General features: G+C 41.5%; 11 protein-coding genes. 4 read left to right on the top strand and 7 right to left on the bottom strand.

Annotation, left to right across the window (positions count from 1 at the left end; translation table 11 throughout):
• Positions 1-51 precede the first annotated feature (51 nt).
• Positions 52-2,427, bottom strand: coding sequence for an ABC transporter permease (locus ID165_RS03375; protein ID WP_192348984.1), 2,376 nt, complete (start codon positions 2,425-2,427; stop codon positions 52-54).
• Positions 2,428-2,682: 255 nt separating this feature from the next.
• Between ID165_RS03375 and ID165_RS03370 the strand changes: the two genes are divergently transcribed.
• The gene (locus ID165_RS03370; RefSeq protein WP_192348983.1) at positions 2,683-3,843 is read left to right on the top strand and encodes an FG-GAP-like repeat-containing protein; all 1,161 of its coding nucleotides are present in this window, start codon (positions 2,683-2,685) and stop codon (positions 3,841-3,843) included.
• Positions 3,844-4,103: 260 nt separating this feature from the next.
• Here ID165_RS03370 and ID165_RS03365 read toward each other — a convergent pair whose 3' ends face one another.
• The 4 genes from ID165_RS03365 to ID165_RS03350 all read right to left on the bottom strand — a co-directional run bounded on the left by ID165_RS03365 (position 4,104) and on the right by ID165_RS03350 (position 9,353).
• On the bottom strand, positions 4,104-4,514 hold the full coding sequence (locus tag ID165_RS03365; protein ID WP_192348982.1) for a retropepsin-like aspartic protease: 411 nt from the start codon (positions 4,512-4,514) through the stop codon (positions 4,104-4,106).
• A gap of 581 nt (positions 4,515-5,095) precedes the next feature.
• Complete coding sequence (locus ID165_RS03360; RefSeq protein WP_304503151.1) at positions 5,096-5,488, bottom strand: DUF4143 domain-containing protein; 393 nt, start codon at positions 5,486-5,488, stop codon at positions 5,096-5,098.
• A gap of 654 nt (positions 5,489-6,142) precedes the next feature.
• Positions 6,143-8,551: an ABC transporter permease gene (locus ID165_RS03355; protein WP_192348981.1), complete on the bottom strand. Its 2,409-nt coding sequence runs from the start codon at positions 8,549-8,551 to the stop codon at positions 6,143-6,145.
• Positions 8,552-8,936: 385 nt separating this feature from the next.
• A complete protein-coding gene (locus ID165_RS03350) occupies positions 8,937-9,353 on the bottom strand; it encodes a hypothetical protein (RefSeq protein ID WP_192348980.1) in 417 nt (138 codons plus the stop codon).
• 481 nt (positions 9,354-9,834) lie between these two features.
• On the opposite strand from ID165_RS03350, the gene ID165_RS03345 reads away from it, so the two are divergent.
• The 3 genes from ID165_RS03345 (at position 9,835) to ID165_RS03335 (ending at position 11,489) form a co-directional block, all read left to right on the top strand.
• The gene (locus ID165_RS03345; RefSeq protein WP_192348979.1) at positions 9,835-10,434 is read left to right on the top strand and encodes a hypothetical protein; all 600 of its coding nucleotides are present in this window, start codon (positions 9,835-9,837) and stop codon (positions 10,432-10,434) included.
• The gene (locus ID165_RS03340) at positions 10,431-10,592 is read left to right on the top strand and encodes a hypothetical protein (RefSeq protein WP_192348978.1); all 162 of its coding nucleotides are present in this window, start codon (positions 10,431-10,433) and stop codon (positions 10,590-10,592) included. The genes ID165_RS03345 and ID165_RS03340 overlap by 4 nt, the downstream gene beginning before the upstream one ends.
• Positions 10,593-10,814: 222 nt before the next feature.
• Positions 10,815-11,489, top strand: coding sequence for a hypothetical protein (locus tag ID165_RS03335; protein WP_192348977.1), 675 nt, complete (start codon positions 10,815-10,817; stop codon positions 11,487-11,489).
• Positions 11,490-11,872: 383 nt separating this feature from the next.
• Here the strand turns inward: ID165_RS03335 and ID165_RS03330 are convergent, their stop codons facing one another.
• Positions 11,873-14,308, bottom strand: coding sequence for an ABC transporter permease (locus ID165_RS03330; RefSeq protein ID WP_192348976.1), 2,436 nt, complete (start codon positions 14,306-14,308; stop codon positions 11,873-11,875).
• A 1,271-nt stretch (positions 14,309-15,579) separates the two neighbouring features.
• Complete coding sequence (locus ID165_RS03325) at positions 15,580-17,991, bottom strand: ABC transporter permease (RefSeq protein WP_192348975.1); 2,412 nt, start codon at positions 17,989-17,991, stop codon at positions 15,580-15,582.
• Between the last annotated feature and the right edge of the window lie 1,152 nt (positions 17,992-19,143).

The raw sequence follows: 19,143 nt of genomic DNA, 5'->3' as shown, positions 1-19,143 counted from the left end.
GTTCTAAGTTTTACCTACCGGACACTATCTACTCTGTACTAGACACTATCATCACTCGCTCTTCAGACTCTTCACTGGATTCATCAGCGCAGATTTTATCGATTGGAAACTCACCGTCATCAAGGCGATCATAACAGTGCCTACGCCAGCTACAAGAAAATACCACCATTCCAGATCTATTTTGTAGGCAAAATTCTCCAGCCACCGATCCATAAAATACCAGCCCACCGGGGATGCTATCAGAATTGAAATCAGAATCAACTTGACGAAGTCTCTGGATAATAATCCCACTATACTCGAAGTGGAAGCGCCCAGCACTTTTCGTACACCGATTTCTTTGGTCCGCTTGGCTGTGGTGAAGGATGCCAGGCCGAATAATCCAAGGCAGGCAATAAAAATAGCCAAACCGGAAAATATACTGATAACCTGCTGCTGCCTGATGTCCTTTTTATAGAGTACATCAAACTTCTGATCCAGAAAACTGTATTCAAAGGGATAATCAGGGGCAATTCTTTGATATGTATTTTCTATGATATTCAAAGCCGAAGGAATATCGTCCCCGCTAAGTTTAATGACAGCTACCCGCCTGTCTTCAGCCGGAGAGATGACCAGTGCATCCATGGTTTCTTTCAGGGATAAAAAATTAAAATCTTCCACCACCCCAATTATATTCCGCCTTGCTTTATCACGAAAGGTGTTTTTGATCCATTTACCTACCGCCTGGTCAGGAGTATATCCTAGCATTTCGGCGCCGGTGCGATTGATCAGTACGGCATCGGTAGTATCTGAAGCATATTTTTCAGAAAAGTCTCTTCCGGAAATGATTTTCAGACCCATTGTTTGCACAAAATCAAAATCCGCAAACTCAGCTCTGGCTTTCCAAATCTGGTCATTATGACCCTCTACCTCAAAATTATGGATATCAAAAAAACCTCCCGGTTCTCCTGACATTAAAGAAACCGAAGCAATAGTACTGTTGCTCAAAAGTTCCTTTTTAAAAGACTCCTTATTGGTGTAAAAGCTGTCATTATCAATAGGCATAATGACCGATTGTTCCTTATCATATCCTAGTTCTTTATCTCTGAGGTAATCCATCTGCTGCATAATAACGATGGTTCCGATGATGAGAAATACCGAAATACAGAACTGGACCACCACGAGGGATTGCCTGAAAAGAAATCCTCCCTTACCCAATCGCAGTTTCCCTTTCAATGCCTGCATAGGTGAAAATCTGGACAGATAAAGCGCAGGATAAGTACCTGCCAACACACCTGCAACCAGGATTACGCCAGCCAGAAACAAGTAAATAGACTGACTTTTCCAGGAAACAGTCAATTCATAGCCCAAGAGATTGTTGTAAAATGGCATCAGCAACTGCAGTAGGCAGAGGGAAAATACACAGGCAATAACTGTCAGTAAAATGGATTCTCCGATGAACTGAAAAGTCAGGTGATTTTGCGCCGCGCCCATGACTTTACGCACGCCTACTTCCTTGGAACGATCCACAGCCTGGATGGTGGAGAGATTCATAAAATTGATACAGGCAATAAGCAGAATCAGGAAAGCGATGGACAGAAAAATGTAAACCACCTTTTTATCCCCGTGCCTCACATTGTCAAAGGAACTGCTGGGCTCAAAATAGATATCCGTTAATGGAGTAAGGCCAAGATCAAATTTTGCTCCATACCTTGCCATTTCATCCCCCATATATTTATCCATAAAGGAAGGAAATCGGCTCTCAAGATCTTCTTTAACTGTGCTTTCATCCAGCAAAACATAGGTAAACAAGTTATTGTTGATCCAAACGTCAAACCATGGCTCCTTTTCATAATTGGAAAGGGGGATGACGAAATCAAAATCCAGATGAGAATTGGAAGGAATATCCTTGGCGATTCCTGTCACGACCAGCTCCAGGTTCTTGTCCACCTCAAGCACCTGCCCAATTGGGTCTCTATCCCCAAAGTATCGCTTAGCTGTAGATTCGGTAAGTACCACACTGGCCGGGTTCTCCAACACACGATGTGGATCTCCTTTAATCAGAGAGAAATCAAACAGTTCGAAAAAATCCTCATCTGCTATGTAAAGCTTCTTTTCATTGAAGGCAATATCATCCACAGTGACCAAGCCATTTGAAACCATTACCCTCACTGCCTGTGTGATTTCCTCTGGAAAATCATTCACCAATGCAGTTGCATAAGGAGGAGACAGATAAGGCACCTTATCTTTGGCAGGATCATAACCCCGCATCACCCGGTAAATACTTTGCTTTTTGGTATGGAACTGATCAAAGCTAAACTGGTCTGTGATGAACAAAAAAATCATCATACAGACAGTAGTACCAATGGTGAGCCCAAGAATATTGATAAAAGAAAACACCTTATTCTTCATCAAATTTCTATAGGCAATTTTTAAGTAGTTTCGGAACATGGCTTGTGATAAAGTTCAGGAAGATGTCAGAGCACGTTTCTACTTTTATGCCATAAAAAAATGCTTCTAATCGCTTATTTCGCACATTTATAATTTTAGAACCGGCAAACACCGAACAGCTTTGTTCGTTCGCGGTCGAAACTCTCTTAAGAAGAACCAAATCTTCTTATCCAGTTCAGCATTTCTCACAATCCAACTCCACTTCAATCTTGCACCTAAAACGATTATATTTGACTGACAACAACCCAGAAAACCATGCTTTTCATTCCTATCTATTACTTGTTTCTAATCTTTCAAACTGAGAAAGAACCTGTTTTTGAATCGCAAATCCTTGATTCCGAAATTTCCATCGGCTACGGATTGGCTATTGGCGACGTGGATGGGGACGGCATGGATGATATACTTTTGGCCGATAAAAAGGCTTTTGTCTGGTATAGAAATGGTGACTGGAAAAAGCATGTCATGGCCGAAAACCTTACCGAATCGGACAATGTCTGTATCGCTGCCCAGGATATCAATGGAGACGGAAAAGTAGAAGTCGCAGTTGGGGCGCAATGGAATCCGGGTGAAACTTCGGATACTGAAAGGTCCGGTGCTGTATTTTATCTAATTCCTCCTGATGATCACAATCCGAAATGGGAAGCAAGGCCTCTTCCACATGAACCTACTACACATCGGATGCGCTGGGTAAAGAATGGTAATACCGCTCATCTGATTGTAGTTCCTCTCCATGGCAGAGGAAATGCAAACGGCGAAGGTGCGGGAGTAAAAGTCATTGCTTACAAATTTCCAGAAAACCCTGCTACAGATTGGCACTATGAAGTAATCGATGAAAGCATGCACCTGACCCATAATGTGGATATAACCGGTGAGGCTTCGGATAATTCTATTCTTTTGGCAGGAAAAGAAGGAGTTAATCTATTGACAGAATCCAATTCTTCTTGGGAAAAAGAAAAATTAAACCTCCCAACAGACCCAAGTGTGGGGGAATTACGCTTAGGAAATGCATCTGGACAAAATCAATTTCTGGCAACTATCGAACCGATGCATGGTACCACGCTGGTCGCGTATGAAGGTTTTGATCAAAACTTACAATCAAAAGAGCTAAAAAGAACTATCCTTGACACCCAGCTCAAAGACGGTCATGCGCTTGCAGTTGGTGATTTTCTAGGTTTGGGATCGGATCAAATCGCCGTGGGATGGCGCTTACCAAACGAAGCTGGCGAGTTCGGCATCAAACTTTTTATACCCAAAAGCGGCTCGTTCTCAGAATATGAGGAAATGTGGATAGATAAAAACGGAATGGCCTGTGAGGATTTACAGGCTGCGGACCTGGATGGAGACGGCAAGTTGGATCTGATCGCGTCCGGCAGATCAACCAAAAACCTGAAGATCTATTGGAACAAAGTCAAATGAGGCAAATTCAAAAGTTAGTGTCCTCATTGACCTAGGTAAATACCATTGACACTGACATTAGCAAGGAAAGAATTTATGACCAGAGCGGACTTCAGTTGTGATCCGGGAGCTATAAAGGTTTAAGCTATTCTTTTCAATAAGGCTATTTGCCCCATAATTTTAATCTACTATACGTCAAAAACACCGTTAGAAAGTACTGGGGAGATGGCCTTTAGAATGAAAAATCTCAATGGAACACCTGCAAGGACGCAAGTTATATGCTAATCCCGGCCGCTTTTCAACAAAATTTCTGCCTTTTCATAATCTATGATAAAGCCATAATTTTTCATCGTTTCAGAACCAATGATACCTGAAACCGTCATGCCTGTTTTATTGCGAATAGAAGTAATTATACTGCCAATGTCCATTGAAATAAAATTGCCATAAATATGTTTTCCTCCGATCATCATGTCAAGATCATAGACATAATCAAACGTGCGCTCCATTCCATTCACGTTAGCAAGCATTTCTTTGGGTCCAATGTTTCGTCTATTAATTGAAATGTTATATTTCTTCACTGCTTTACTATGCAAGAGGTCTATGTCTGATCCTGTATCCAACAGTAAATAAGCAGGCTTGCCGTTTATGGTTACTTTCACGATGGGTTTGGGATGGAGATTGTGGATTTTCACTGATGAATAGCTTACTTGTGCTCTGGATAATACTGGCAAAAAGACAGTTATAGCAAAGATCAGAACTATTGATTTGATAGCATTGTAACACATGATGATTCGGAATAATGTGATCACTTAATGAACTATGAATCAAACCAATGATCCATATCAGAGCACATTACCCTTTTCCACAACGATGCCGGCTAAAAACACCCTGTAAAAGCCATGCATTCGCACTTTGAATCAATCCGGGCTCAAAAAGCGTACAGTTGTGCCCACGGGCGCGCAATTCAACTCTTGGGGACTCCATCCAAAGGAAAGGTTATCATAGCATATAAAACCAATAACGGACTGGAAATGTTGATCTTAGATACAAATCCGGAAAGCCATAAGTCCATAGCGAAGTAGGTCAAAGGAACTCCAATCAAAATCGAAAAACACCAGTGCAATAACTTCTTTGGATAGCTAGGACCGGAAAATTTTACTTCTTTGTAATCTCAATTGTCCAAACCTATCCCTAGCAAAAATAATGGGGAATCAAAAACTCCGTCCACATGGATGCATCGAGGCTTTTCTGTACAGCCTATAATCTGAAAAACTTACTTCACCTTTGGTAAATTACCAATTGAATATAAGGGCAAATTAAGCAGCCAATCCTCTTTTCTGAAATTAGACATCGAGATTCTGATTGCTGCAGTTGGTTTATATTTTTGACAAAAAAGTTTTAAGCTTTTAGCCTTGAGGTTTTCCTCTGCTTTTACTTCTATAGGAATAGCCTGACCATTAAACTGTACCAAAAAATATATTTCAGCAGTAGCCCTTTCCGCAGACCAATAATAGGTAGACATTCCTTTGATTAGGATCAATTGCTGTAGGACAAATTGTTCCGTCAATGCCCCTTTAAACTCTTCAAACAAGTTATTTCCCTCCAGCAAAGTTCTCACATCCACATCCACCATCGCGCACAAAAGACCTACATCCACCACAAACAATTTGAAGGATTAAAAGATTAAAGGTTAATTGCTTGTCTAATCTTCATTATTCTTTTCCCATTCTGCATTCAATATTTCCGGACTGTTGAACATTACTGAATACCAACAACAAGATTGTCACACTCCTCCGTCGTTCGCAATGACGCTCCGAACTGATTTCTGTTCTTGACTCTCGTTTCTTGGTTCTTGGTTCTATAAAATCCCCCCTGCCCCCTTTAATGAAAACCTTTTTTCAAAATGAATTTCGAAGTCCAAGGGGGAGTCGGCCAATGCTTCCGTTCTACGGTCTTGATACTTCTCCTTCGTCATTGCGAGGAGGCACAGCCAGTCCCGACTTTTGTCGGGAACGAAGCAATCTCACCTTGATAAGCACTGTATCTTTTACGACAAGTGCAATAAGCTAAAACGGGATTGCTTCGTGCCTCGCAATGACGTTCCCGACGGATCTTGATTCTTAAACCTTGGTTCTATCATCTTGATGCTTATGTCTTGATACTTGCTACTTCTATAAACAGATTGCCACACTCCTTCGTCGTTCGCAATGACGCTCCGAACTGATCTCTGCTCTTGACTCTTGTTTCCTGACTCTTGATTCTTTGATCTTGACTCTATTACTCTATCTAGCTACGTTGTACTTGATACTTTGTACTCTCATCACTCACTCTTCAAACTCTTCACCGGATTTATCATAGCTGTTTTAACAATCTGAAAACTTAGGATCAAACCGGATATCAGCAAAATAACCACTCCTGAAATCAAAAATGTACCCATCCCTATTTCTATCCTGTTGGCAAACTGCTGGAGCCAACTTTCCAACGCCATGTAGGTAATGGGAACCGTAATCCCAAAGGCTATTAGAACCAGCAGCAGAAATTCCTTGGAAAGCAAATAGGTGATTTCCCATTCAGAGGCTCCGAGCACTTTCCTGATCCCCACTTCCTTGGTGCGCCTGGCAGCAGAAAAAGTAATCAATCCGAACAAGCCCAAGCCGCAGATTATAACGGCCAAAACAGTGAACAGTCCTATAATCTTTCCTGCCTGCTCTTCAGTTTGATAGAGGCTATTCAAGCGCTCATCCATAAATGAATACCTGAAAGAAGCTCCGTTATTTAACTCAGTCCAATAGGATCCTATTTGCTTGAGTGCTTGTTGGGGATTGCCTGGATTCAATTTTACCGATACAAAAAGCTCATAGGAATCTGCTCGGGAAAGAGCAATGGCCAGAGGCTTAACCTCATTCTTGAAATGTTCGAAATTAAAATCCCTGATCACTCCTATCACTTTGATCTTGTCTCCAAAATGGTTTGTGAGGTAGCTATCAATAAGTCCATCTTTCCCTAGCTGCGCTGCTGCCACTTCATTGAGTAGAACCGCAGCAGTATCAGTTGGGAAGGCTTCAGAAACCCCCCTACCCTCCAATACCTCAATATCATACGCATGAAGGAAGTCATAATCCGCATTCATCCAGTGAAACTGAAAATCTTTATCCTCTCCATCTTTCCTGAATAGGCTAGTAGCATCAAAGGTACTGCCGGGGACGGCATAAGAAAATGACACGGCTTGCACTGCTGAAAGTGCAGCAAGCTTTTGCTTAAAAACTTCACGATTTCCCTCAAAAGAATAAGCCCCCGGCATCACTACTACGTTTTCTTTGGCAAAGCCGGGGTTCTTCTCCCGCATATAAGTCAATTGCTCAAAAAGGGTGATAAAGCATATCACCAAGCTTATGCTGACAGCATATTGAAAAACAATAAAAGGCTTTTGGATACCGCTTTTACTTTCGTTTTGTTTGCCACTGCCAATGCCCTTTACGGCCTTAATCGTTTTGACTGAACCTAAGTAAAATGCGGGATAAGCTGATGAAAATAGTATAATAGTCACCAATAAACCCAAAAGTGCAACAACATAATTAGGGGAGCCTAATTCAGCTAAACTTAACGCTGTGCCTACAAAATTATTGAACGGGTGGATCACTAACGGCACCGCACTTAGTGCTAATGTAAATGCGATGGTGCAAAGCACTGTAGCTTCTACAAAGACCTGCTTTGCGAGCTCATTTTTTCCTGCTCCCAAAGTTTTGCGGATACCCACTTCTTTTATTCTACCAGTTGCGCTTGAAATAAATAGATTGATAAAATTGATGATGACCAAGAAAAGGATTAAGAAACCTGTGGTGGAAAACAACAGGATGTATTTCAGGTTTCCATTTCTTACCAAATGAATGTCCAGAATAGGCTCAAGATAATAGCCATATTGGGCTCTATTGTTTTCCAGTTTGGTTATGGATACTCCCAAATGCTTGTTCAGCTGAGGCCATAGAAAATCCTCTTCAATTTGTTTAAATTTTGAATTAAGGGTTTCGATTTTAGTCCCTTCCTTTAGCACCACATAATTCACTATACCTGCAGGAAGCCAAGTCTCTTTACTATATGCATTAGTTATCAGCCCATGAATGGATACGACGGCATCAAACAGCAGATGGGATTTCTCCACAGGGGTTTCCAATATTCCGGTGATCGTATAATCTTCCCCGTCCAATGTAAGTGTTTTGCCTAGTGCCCTTTGGTAAACTACATTTTCTTGATCATCAAACAATTGTAGAATAGTACTTTCAGAGACCACAATTGAATTGGGTTCAGAGAGTGCTGTTTGGGGATTTCCTGCCAAAAGGTTAAAATCAAAAACATTAAAAAACTCCCCATCTGCGTGTAGGGTTCTAATCTCATCCACTATGTTGTCCTCATAGCGAAATGAGTAATCAAAAGGAGCTGTGGTGCTTGTCAGGTGCTCCACTTCGGGAAATTGCTCACGCATCTTTTCAGCCAAGGGTACTGCTGTTTCATGCGAATCATAATCCTGATCCGCCATAAAGTAATTATGTCGGATCATGTAGGTATGTTCTGCCTTGGCATGAAATCTATCATACCTCACCTCATCCGCCACATAGAGGAAAATAAATAGTGCAGTCAAAATCCCTGTGGCCAGTCCTATTATATTTATTCCGGAAAACAGCTTTTTGCCCAGAATGTTTCTCCAAGCGATTTTAAGATAGTTTTTTAGCATTTGAATTGAAAGATTTTAGAATCGAAAGTACTTGTCCGCTATGGCGGATTGGAAGATTTCGGATCCAAAAGATCGAAGGTGATAAAGACGGAAAGTTGTAAGGTTTTAAGATTGGAAAGTTATGTCTTCCCTACCTAGGGCATGCTGAAAAACGCAAGTAATAGATCAAAAACTATCATTTTGAATGATTAACCCATTTTTCATATGACTATAATTGTTTTTCAGTGGCCATATGGAATCCCGCATTGGATATAATCATTTCATGTGTGTCCTTCGACATGCTCGATTTCATGCGAACGGTTTTTCAGCAAGGCGAGTTTATTGACCACAATAGGTCTCTATCCATGCGCAAGAAAATCCCAAAATCAGGATTTTCAAGCTAGCCCTAAATATCTTTTCCCCCCAATTCCCTGATTAATTGATCCTTCATGTGGATCAGTCGCTCTTTGTCTTTAAGCTGCCCTTCCATAGAGTACACAAGTCTTTTAAGCGCTTCAATCACTTCCTGCTTTTGACGCATCCCCTCTTTGGTCACCAATTCCTCTTTGGGCTCTTCTACCATATCGAGAGTCACAGATAGGTTTGGGTTCAACATTTCCCCTTTCCCTGTCAAAAGCCAGATAGGATTCACTTCAGGAAACTTCTTGATAAACAGCGAAATCCATTTGGTCTGGACATCTTTATTGGACCCGATTGCCTTGGACAAAGTCCCGTTGCCAGATCCAATCGCATTTTCAATTTGACGAATGCTGATTCGCTCTTCATGAGCAAAATCACCAATTCTTTTGACAATTTCCGACATAATAGAAAAACTTCTTTTTATAGTTTGATTTATTAGATAAAAATAACCATCTTTAAGGCAGCTATAGAAATATAGCCAAAAAAGACCAAAAAGGCATTTTTGGCAGTCAACGATAATCACTGGATCCCCAGCAGCATCCGGATGGCTCGGAAAACTCCGACAACCACTCATCATTCGGATTGAACTAATTTCTAAATATTTACAGATAATCAGCTTGTTTCTTTATAAGATCAAGCGTAAAGGTCATTTTATGCTTATTCAACTCTTTTCCTGTAGTAGTATTTGTAATCATAGACTCTCCATAAGGTTAAATTTTAGGTTCCCCAAAAATAAGCATTTCTGGCATCCTTCCGCATTCCTGTTAGCAATCAAGGTCATAGACAATAAGCTAAACATGGAGAAATATACCCTCTTTTTAATCCGAAAACCCGCTTAAATCCCACGATGGAAGTAATCTTAAAATCATTTAATTCAATATCCGATGAGCACTTTCTACAAAACCTACCCTTCAAAGTTGAAATGCAAGTCTCATGACCATTGCAAAGAAGTCTTATATGGTCTTTTCATCAGCATGATGACTATCGATTCATGGAAAAACAGGATAATGAGGATCTTCAAAAATGCGTTATCAGGGGCACCGGACTTTAAGGGCTTCACACCTGGAGACCACGCCTATTTTGGTAATGAGTTCCTAAAGCTAATTTATTCAGCGCATTATCTCTACGAAAATTGCTATTTGGAGCCTGTAGATGCCCCCTGCCTAGAAGACCTTGTTCCGCATCGAGAACTGGCTTCTTCACCAAACCTATCAGAGCACATCTATTTATTGCCCAGCAGATTAGACATACAGGAAATAAGAAATCCCTGGATTGTTCTACGGAAATTCTTTCTCAAAAAATCCTTGAAAAAATGGGTAAAAAAATGGAACGAGATGAGGGATTATTCAATATGTTGTTTCACAGGTGCAGAAGAAAACGCTGAAGTTTTTATGGAATATTCGGAAGACTTCATCAGGCTGATAGAGGCCTGTTACATCATTTACACCAGACTATTTGACCACCCAAAAACAAAAACATCATGATACCTACCACCTTTGATTTCGAACCATTTGAACTCTTTGAAAGCTATAGAGAAGATTCCATTAAGAATATACTATGGTGCCTACACAAAAGTTCTGTCATCTATTCTGTCCGGCAAATGGATACTTCTGAAGAAGTGGAAAACACTGCAAAATTTTGAAGCGGAGCATGCTATAAATTATATTTCAAACGCTTACTCTTAACATCAAGAAACGCTCCATGACAAGCCGGTCAATAAACTTATCGAGCTCCACGAGGAAAAAATCGCTTTATATGAGCGCATGCTCAAGGAGAAGGATGAGACCATGTAGAGACTGGAGAAGCTGACCAATGTGGGAAGTCAAAACCTTCCGGAAACCCTATAGACATCCACCTTTTACGTATGCACTTTGTCATCGATTACAACCTCACGCAGAAGTCAAGTCAGGCTATGGATGCGAAAGATCGCTATCCGATCGTCAGATATCCTCTACCCGATGCTATTCCACCTGAGCAGCAGTTCGCTCCTTTGGACTATATCTTACATTTCTTCAAAGACCGCTATACCATTTATGAAGCCCATTACCTCCTTGAGACACTCTCTCTTTCTGTAAAAGGGGAAATCAGGGTTGCCTATTGGGATCCCCAAGAAGGAGCCAATGTTTTTGTCAATGATTTTTCCCGGCTTCTCCATGCAGCATACCTTATCCGAAACGAGCCTTCTGCTGAACCATTAGCTGATCAAGCTAATCGGAAAACAGAAACAGGAACCCGTCGGACAGAAATATTCCCTTTTCTTCCGGAAACAAACAGGTTGATGCAGGAAATTGATCCTTGGCACTTTCTACGTATTATTTTTGAAAAATATCCTCTTCCCGATCTACTGTATGTTATTTGGCATTGGGGATCAGCCAACTCTAAGGAGGCAGAAATCACAAAGAATATTTCCAAAAATCACAATATGGACGATGCCATACTGAACCTTATTTTGGACTGTTGCGGTCAGATCTATGTCCGAAACAGTAAAAAAGATGGTCTTACCGATGTACTTGGGAAATTCAGCATGTTCCGGGAATGAGACCTAGAAGGTTGGTGAAATCCATTTTCAAGTTTGCTGAACTCATCCGTCGTTCGCACTGGTGTACCCAACTGATCTCTGTTCTCTTGTTTCTTACACCTTGGTTCTCATGTCTTGAGTTTTGATACTTCTCCTTCGTCATTGCGAGGAGGTACTACGAAGCAATCTCTTATGAACACTTTATCATGTACAACAAGGGCAATGAGCTAAAAGAGATTGCTTCGTGCCTCGCAATGACGGGATACAAAGGTTCTTTCTGAAGAAATTACTTCCCCGACTCATCGGGGCAGGCTGTGCCTCGCAATGACACTCCCTACCGGTCTTGATTCTTAAATCTTGGTTCTATCATCTTGATGCTTATGTCTTAATGATAACTACTCTCATCACTCACTTTTCAAACTCTTCACCGGATTCATCAAAGCAGCTTTTACAGACTGGAAGCTGATCGTAACCAGAGCCATGAACCAGACTAGAACCACCGGTAACACCAGTAGCCACCAATGAATCTCCACCCGGTAAGCAAAATTTTCCAGCCATTTTTTCATAAAATACCATACGGCCGGAAGTATGATTATACTGGCTATGCCTATAAGCCTGAGAAATTCCCGTGAAAGCAGAGACATGATCGTAAACACCGAAGCTCCCAAAACCTTCCGTACCCCTATTTCTTTTGTGCGCTGCAAAGTCATGTATGAGGATAGCCCAAACAATCCCAAGCACGCTATCAGTATAGCCAAACCTGCAAACAAGCTGAAAACTTTTGCGAATTGCCTGTCAGATTTATACTGGCTATCAAAATAGGCATCAAGAAAAAAGTAATCAAAGGGACTTCCCGGAAAAACCTCGCTCCAACTAGCTTGGATTTGTTTTAATGCATTGGGATAATCAGTTGAAGTGATTTTCAAAGAATAATATTCCCCAGCCCAAGGAGCATTCAGGTACTCTTTCAATGCAAAAACCATGGGTTCCACTTCATTATGCAGAGATTGCTGGTTAAAATCCTTAATCACCCCCAAAATTTCCTTCGTGTGCTGATCGTTTTCGGCTTCATCCCAGATGATTTTTTGTTGGACTGCTTCCTCTGCACTGTTGAAACCTAGCTGACGGATGGCTGTTTCATTGAATATTACAGCCCCTCGATCAGAGGGGATTTCTGTGGAAAAATTGCGCCCCGCAAGAAATGTACTGCCATATAATTCGAAAAAATCCTCATCTACCGCTACGATATTCACCCCCTTCCTGAATTCAGGAGTTGCAGGTGGATAAAAAGACCTTGCCCAGCTAAGCTGTTGCCCGGGAATATTGGAAGACACACTTACACTCTGAACTTCGGGCAGCAGCTGTACTTCATTTTTAAAAAAGGTAAGCTGGCTCTGATAGGTTGAATCTTTAATACCGGGTCCCTTCAGTATAAGTGTTTGCTCCAAATCCAGGCCCATGTCCTGATGCTGCATAAAGTCCAATTGCTCCCGTACACCGAAAGTTCCGGCTATAAGGGCAATGGATGCCGCAAACTGGAATACAACTAATGCTTTTCTGAGCTGAGCCCCCCTGGAGTTTTTTATATCCCCCTTTATCAATTGCACAGGCTGGAAGGACAGTGCTATCGCAGGATACAATCCCGAAATAAATGTCCCGAAAACAAATAAGGAGATGATGCCCAATCCCATTTTTAAATCGAATCCTGTTGCAAAGTGCCCCAGTGTCAGGGCGTGGAAGGGAGTCATCAGGAGATTTGAAATTAGCACGGCCAGCAGTGCCGCCACCAAGTTGATCAAACATGATTCCGCCAAAAACTGTAGCATCAATTGTGCTCTGCTTGACCCCACTACTTTTCGTATCCCGATTTCCCTTACCCGCTCCATAGCTTTGGCAGTGGTCAGGTTTATATAATTGATCCATGCAATCACGAGGATAAAAAATGCAATAAGGGTTAAAAATGATACCGTACGTCGGCTGCCATTTACTTCTGCCTCTGCTTCCAGATTTGAGTCCAAGTGAATCCCCTGGATGGGTTGCAGATCAAATTCTTCGAAATAGCCTTCTCTACGCCATTCGGCTATTGTCTCCCCTCTGTATTTTTCCAGCACCCCATGGATTTTTTGTTTTACTGTCTCTGGTTCGCTTTCCGGTAGGATCTCTATGTAATTATAGAAATTTCCCCAATCCCAGTTCTCATTGAGATTCCAGGGCAGGGAATTGAAGGAGATAATAAAATCAGTTTGCAGGTGGGAATTCTTAGGAACATCTTCAAAAACCCCACTGATAAGCAACTGCGTCTGCCCCATCTCCCCCATATGAAAATTAAGGGATTCTCCCACCGCATCCCCATCGGGGAAATATTTCTTTGACATTGACTCAGACAAGACTACACTTCCCTGCTGCGTAAGCGCCGCCTTGGCATCGCCCCGCAACATCTGATAGGAAAACATGAAGAGGAATGAAGAATCCGCATAATAGATCTTTTCTTCATGAAAACTCCGATCTCCTACCTGAAAAACGGGATCTGACATCAATGGAGCGGTGTGTACAATACGGGCTGCCTGAATCACTTCCGAAATATCCCTTTGAAAGGCCGGTGCCAGTGCAGGAGCGGTCTGAGCCCGTTTTCCCACTATTTCCCCATTCATATAGGCATTACTCGATAAACGGTAAATCGTGGGCTTTCGGAAGTCATCGTAACTTAGCTCAAAATCCACATACCTAAAAATAAGCAGGCAGGCAGCCATTCCGACTGCCAGTCCCATAATATTGATCAGCGAAAACACTTTGTTTCGCCAGAGATTCCTAGATGCGATTTTGAGATAGTGGTAAAACATTTTATATGGATTGAAAGGTTATGAAGTTGGAAAGTGGCAAGGTTTTAAGGTTGGGAAGTCATTTCTCCATATTTCTAATTTCATGTGTTTATAATTGTTTTTCAATGGCCACATGGAATGCCCTACATAATCATTCCTCTGTGTGAGAAACCTTTCTCATGGGCATTTCTTATGTCTTAAATCTTGACTCCATTATCTTGATACTTTCAGGCTATGGTTAAAGGTTAAAAGATTAAAGATTAATTGCTTATCTAATCTTCATTATTCGGCATTCAATATTTCCAGACTGTTGAGCTTTACTGGATACTAACAAAAGAGATTGCCACACTCCTCCATCGTTCGCAATGACGCTCCGAACTCATTTCTGACTCTAGATTCTCGGTTCTCACATCTACCGTCTTGCTACTTCTCCTTCGTCATTGCGAGGAGGCACAGCCAGTCCCGACTTTTGTTGGGAACGAAGCAATCTCCTCTTGACAAGCACTGTATCTTTTACGACAAGTGCAATGAGCTAAAACAGGATTGCTTCGTGCCTCGCAATGACGCTCCGAACTGATCTCTGTTCTTGGTTCTTGGTTCTTGGTTCTTGGTTCATATAAAATACCCCCTGCCCCCTTTAATGAAAATCCTTTTCCAAGATGAATTTCGAAGTCCAAGGGGAGTCGGCCAACGCTTCCGTCTCCGGCCTTGATACTTGATACTCAAATCTTACTACTTCTATAAACAGATTGCCGCACTCCTCCGTCATTCGCAATGACGCTCCGAACTGATTTCTGACTCTAGATTCTCGGTTCTCACATCTACCGTCTTGCTACTTCTCCTTCGTCATTGCGAGGAGGCACAGCCAGTCCCGACTTTTGTCGGGAACGAAGCAATCTCCTCTTGACAAGCACTGTATCTTTTACGACAAGTGCAATGAGCTAAAACAGGATTGCTTCGTGCCTCGCAATGACGCTCCGAACTGATCTCTGTTCTTGGTTCTTGGTTCTTGGTTCATATAAAATCCCCCCTGCCCCCTTTAATGAAAATCCTTTTCCAAGATGAATTTCGAAGTCCAAGGGGAGTCGGCCAACGCTTCCGTCTCCGGCCTTGATACTTGATACTCAAATCTTGCTACTTCTATAAACAGATTGCCGCACTCCTCCGTCATTCGCAATGACGCTCCACTTGAAGCTGATCACTGCAAACTGACTACTATTCACTCACTTTTCAAGTTTTTCCTTTCCATCACTGGCAATGGGTTCACTATTGATGAAAACAAACTTTTAACATCATTCATTTTTCAGGGTTTCTGTAGGATTAACACGAATCGTCTTGAAAGTAAAATAGCTTAGAGCAATCCATGCAATAAAGACCAGAATCAATCCGGAAAAGAGGAAAACCGCAGGATGAATACCCACTTGATAGGTAAAATTACCCAGCCACCATTCCATTATAAACCACGCTAACGGAGTGGCAACAACAGCGGCAATTAATATCAACCGGGTGAAGTCTCCAATTAATAAAACAGTCAGCTGAACGATAGAAGCACCAAGAACTTTCCTGACACTTACTTCTTTCGTACGCTGATTAAACGTGATCATTGCCATTCCAAACAACCCGAAGCAGGCAATGGCAATGGCAATGCCTGTAAATGATCCGAAAATAAGACCAGTGCGGCTTTCTGCTTTATATTGTTTGTTGAGTTGGTCATCCAAAAACGCATATTCAAAATCGAAAGAATCATCAAATTCCGAATAGACTTGTTTGATGTTGGTGATTTTATCTTCAAAGTTGTCGACATCAACACTGATTATCAGATGATTATATGAAGGATAAAGTACAAAAAACAGCGGTTGGACAGGGCTGTGCAGTGATTGAAAATGAAAGTCCTTCATTACACCGATTACTTTCCCTTTTATTTCATTTCCAAAAGCCATCCACCGGATCTCACTTCCCACGGCTTCTGAAAGGTTGAGCTGCTGTACAGCCATTTCGTTAAGTACAAATGAAGCCTCGATATCGGCCCTATTTTCGGGCAGAAAAAAACGGCCATCAACCAACTCTATGTTCAGAGTTTTCATAAAATCGTAATCTACGAACGCATTCGAACTATTCAGACGATTCTCAGGATCATCCGCGGCAAAAATAGTATGCTGGTTATACTGTCCTCCCGGTAAGTTTGAACTTGCAGAAACAGAGTTAACACCTTCTATTTTCAGTATTTCGGACTTCAATGCTTCCATTCGCCCGGAGACAGATTTTTCTTTCAATGGTATGACAAGCACTTCCTCTGTATTAAACCCCAAATTTTTGTTCCTAATATAGTCGAGTTGATTAAAAATGACTATCGCTCCTGAGATCAGTACCATCGAAATGGCAAACTGAAATACGATCAACCCTTTTTGCAAGCTTTTCACGTTGGTCGATTGTTGATATTTCCCTTTTAGAATATCGTAAGGTTTCGCAGATGAAAGATAGAGTGATGGAAATATAGCCGCGCCTATGCCAATGATTATAATAAGACCTCCTAAAACCGGAAAAGCTTCCATGTAGTCCAATGTTGCTGATTGTCCCGTCACTGAATTGTAAAGAGGGAGACTTAATTCAATGATAAGAACGGCAAAAACTACCGAGATAAGGGTTAAAATTAACGATTCACTCATAAATTGAAGGGAAAGTTGACTACGCAATACACCAAGGGTTTTTCTCACTCCTATTTCCTTTGTCCGCTCGGCCGACTTTGCGGTCATGAGATTCATAAAGTTGATGCAAGAAACCAACAGTGTAAGCAATGCCGCAGCTACCATGATATATACATATTCGATATTGCCATTCGCTTCAAGTTCCCAGCGAAGATTTGAGTGGAGATGAATATCGGAAACAGGCTGTAGCTTAAATCCTAAGTCACTGGTTATCAAAGATTGAAACACTTCCTCAGACACATGATCCATATGGTTTTTAGCCCAGTTCATCAATTTACCCTCCAATACTTTTGCATCTGAATTTTCCTTTAATCTGACGTAATTAAAGTGGCCGAAATCATTCCATGTATAATAATCATTATCAGGATCGAAAGACTTTTCACGGACATAGGAAACCAACAGATCGAAGTGGAAATGGCTCTGATCAGGCACATCTTTGAAAACTGCCATAACTTCCAGTAATACTGTATCAGCGTTTACGGCGAGAAATTTTCCGATTGGATCTTCCTCGCCAAAATATTTCTTAGCCGTGGATTCGGATATTAATAGTCCGTTGATACTTTTCAGGGCATTTTTTGCGTTGCCCCGCACAACCGGAATTCGAAACACATCAAAAAAAGTGGAATCAACAGCCAAGACGTTGGTTTCGTCAAACCGTAAGTCCTTTTCAAGATTACGGACCGAAAAGATCCTCCGTGTCAATCCTGCACCCCAAAGCGGAGAGAGGCTAACTGCGTTTTCCACTTCGGGAAAATCATTTACCATGGCCTGGGCCATTGGATGAGGCGTGCGGGTTTGCGGGTTGGTATCTTCCCATGAGATGCGGTACAGGTTCTCGTGCTCCTCATAATACCTATCATATCCCAGCTCATAAACCACATAAGAAGTCATAAGAAAAACACTGGCAATCCCCAGAGCCAATCCGGAAACGTTGATAGCTGTATGAAGCTTGTTTTTGACAAGGCTACGAAATGCGATTTTCAGGTAGTTTTTCCACATATAGACTAATTGTAAGATTGGAATATTGAATTTACTTGTCCGCCATGGCAGATTGAATAATTTAAACAGCTTCTTCTCCGAAGTTTCGGATACTATTAGAACTTACATCATTAATAACTTGATTTTCATCTCCTTGCATAAAGGGAAAAGATAAAACTTTAAAGCAGATGCAAGGCCAGTGGATAGGACTGTCAAATTAATGAAGAACGTACTTTTATACCTTTTGAGGCTTCGGAAGATCAGGAGGAGGTTGTGTCGGAGCATGCCTTTAGAAATTGATTCGGTTAGAATTTGCGAGTTTTGTGCCGGCGAAAAGCTGTATTTCCAGCTAGTATAGGACGCTTATGGGATTCCCTGAGGAATTTTTCGAACAAAATCGTTCGTGAACGGGCAAATATGGTTAACCGTTAATTGGTTGTCTAATCTTCAATCTCCGGTCATCTAAACTCTTTGATCTTGATACTTTCAAACTATGGTTAAGAGTTAATGGGTTAAAGGTTAAAAGATTAAGGGTTAATCGGGTGTCTAATCTTCATTATTCGGCATTCATTATTTATTCTGAAGTTGTCAAGGTTGTTCTCTCAAAATTCCAGTTCTTGCTATAGGAATAGTTAGGAATGTCATAGAGAGATTGCTTCATTCGTCCCTCATTCGCAAAGACGGGAATCCAGACTCTCTTATCTAGAAGCTACATTCTTGAGTTTTAAATCTTGGTTCTATCATCTTGATACTTATGTCTTGATACTTTCTACTTCACATCAACAGATTGCCGCACTCCTTCGCTGTTCACAATGACGCTCCGAACTGATCTCTGCTCTTGGCTCTCGATTTTTGGTTCTTGACTCTTATAAAATCCCCCACCCCCTTTAATGAAAATCTTTTTCCAAGATGAATTTCGAAGTCCAAGGGGGGCTGCCAACTCTTCCGTCTCCTGTCTTGAGACTTCTCCTACGTCATTGCGAGGAGGCACAGCCAGTCCCGACTTTTGTCGGGAACGAAGCAATCTCCTCTTGATAAACATTGTATCTTTTACAACAAGGGTAATAAGCTCAAACAAGATTGCTTCGTGCCTCGCAATGACGCTCCCGACGGAACTTGGTTCTTACATCTTGGTTCTATCATCTTGATACTTTCTACTTCTATAAGCAGATT

Source organism: Algoriphagus sp. Y33 (assembly GCF_014838715.1).
In the GTDB taxonomy this organism is placed as follows: Bacteria; Bacteroidota; Bacteroidia; order Cytophagales; family Cyclobacteriaceae; genus Algoriphagus.
The sequence above is the reverse complement of the archived record's forward strand: the minus strand, read 5'-3'. Positions and strand labels throughout refer to the sequence as shown.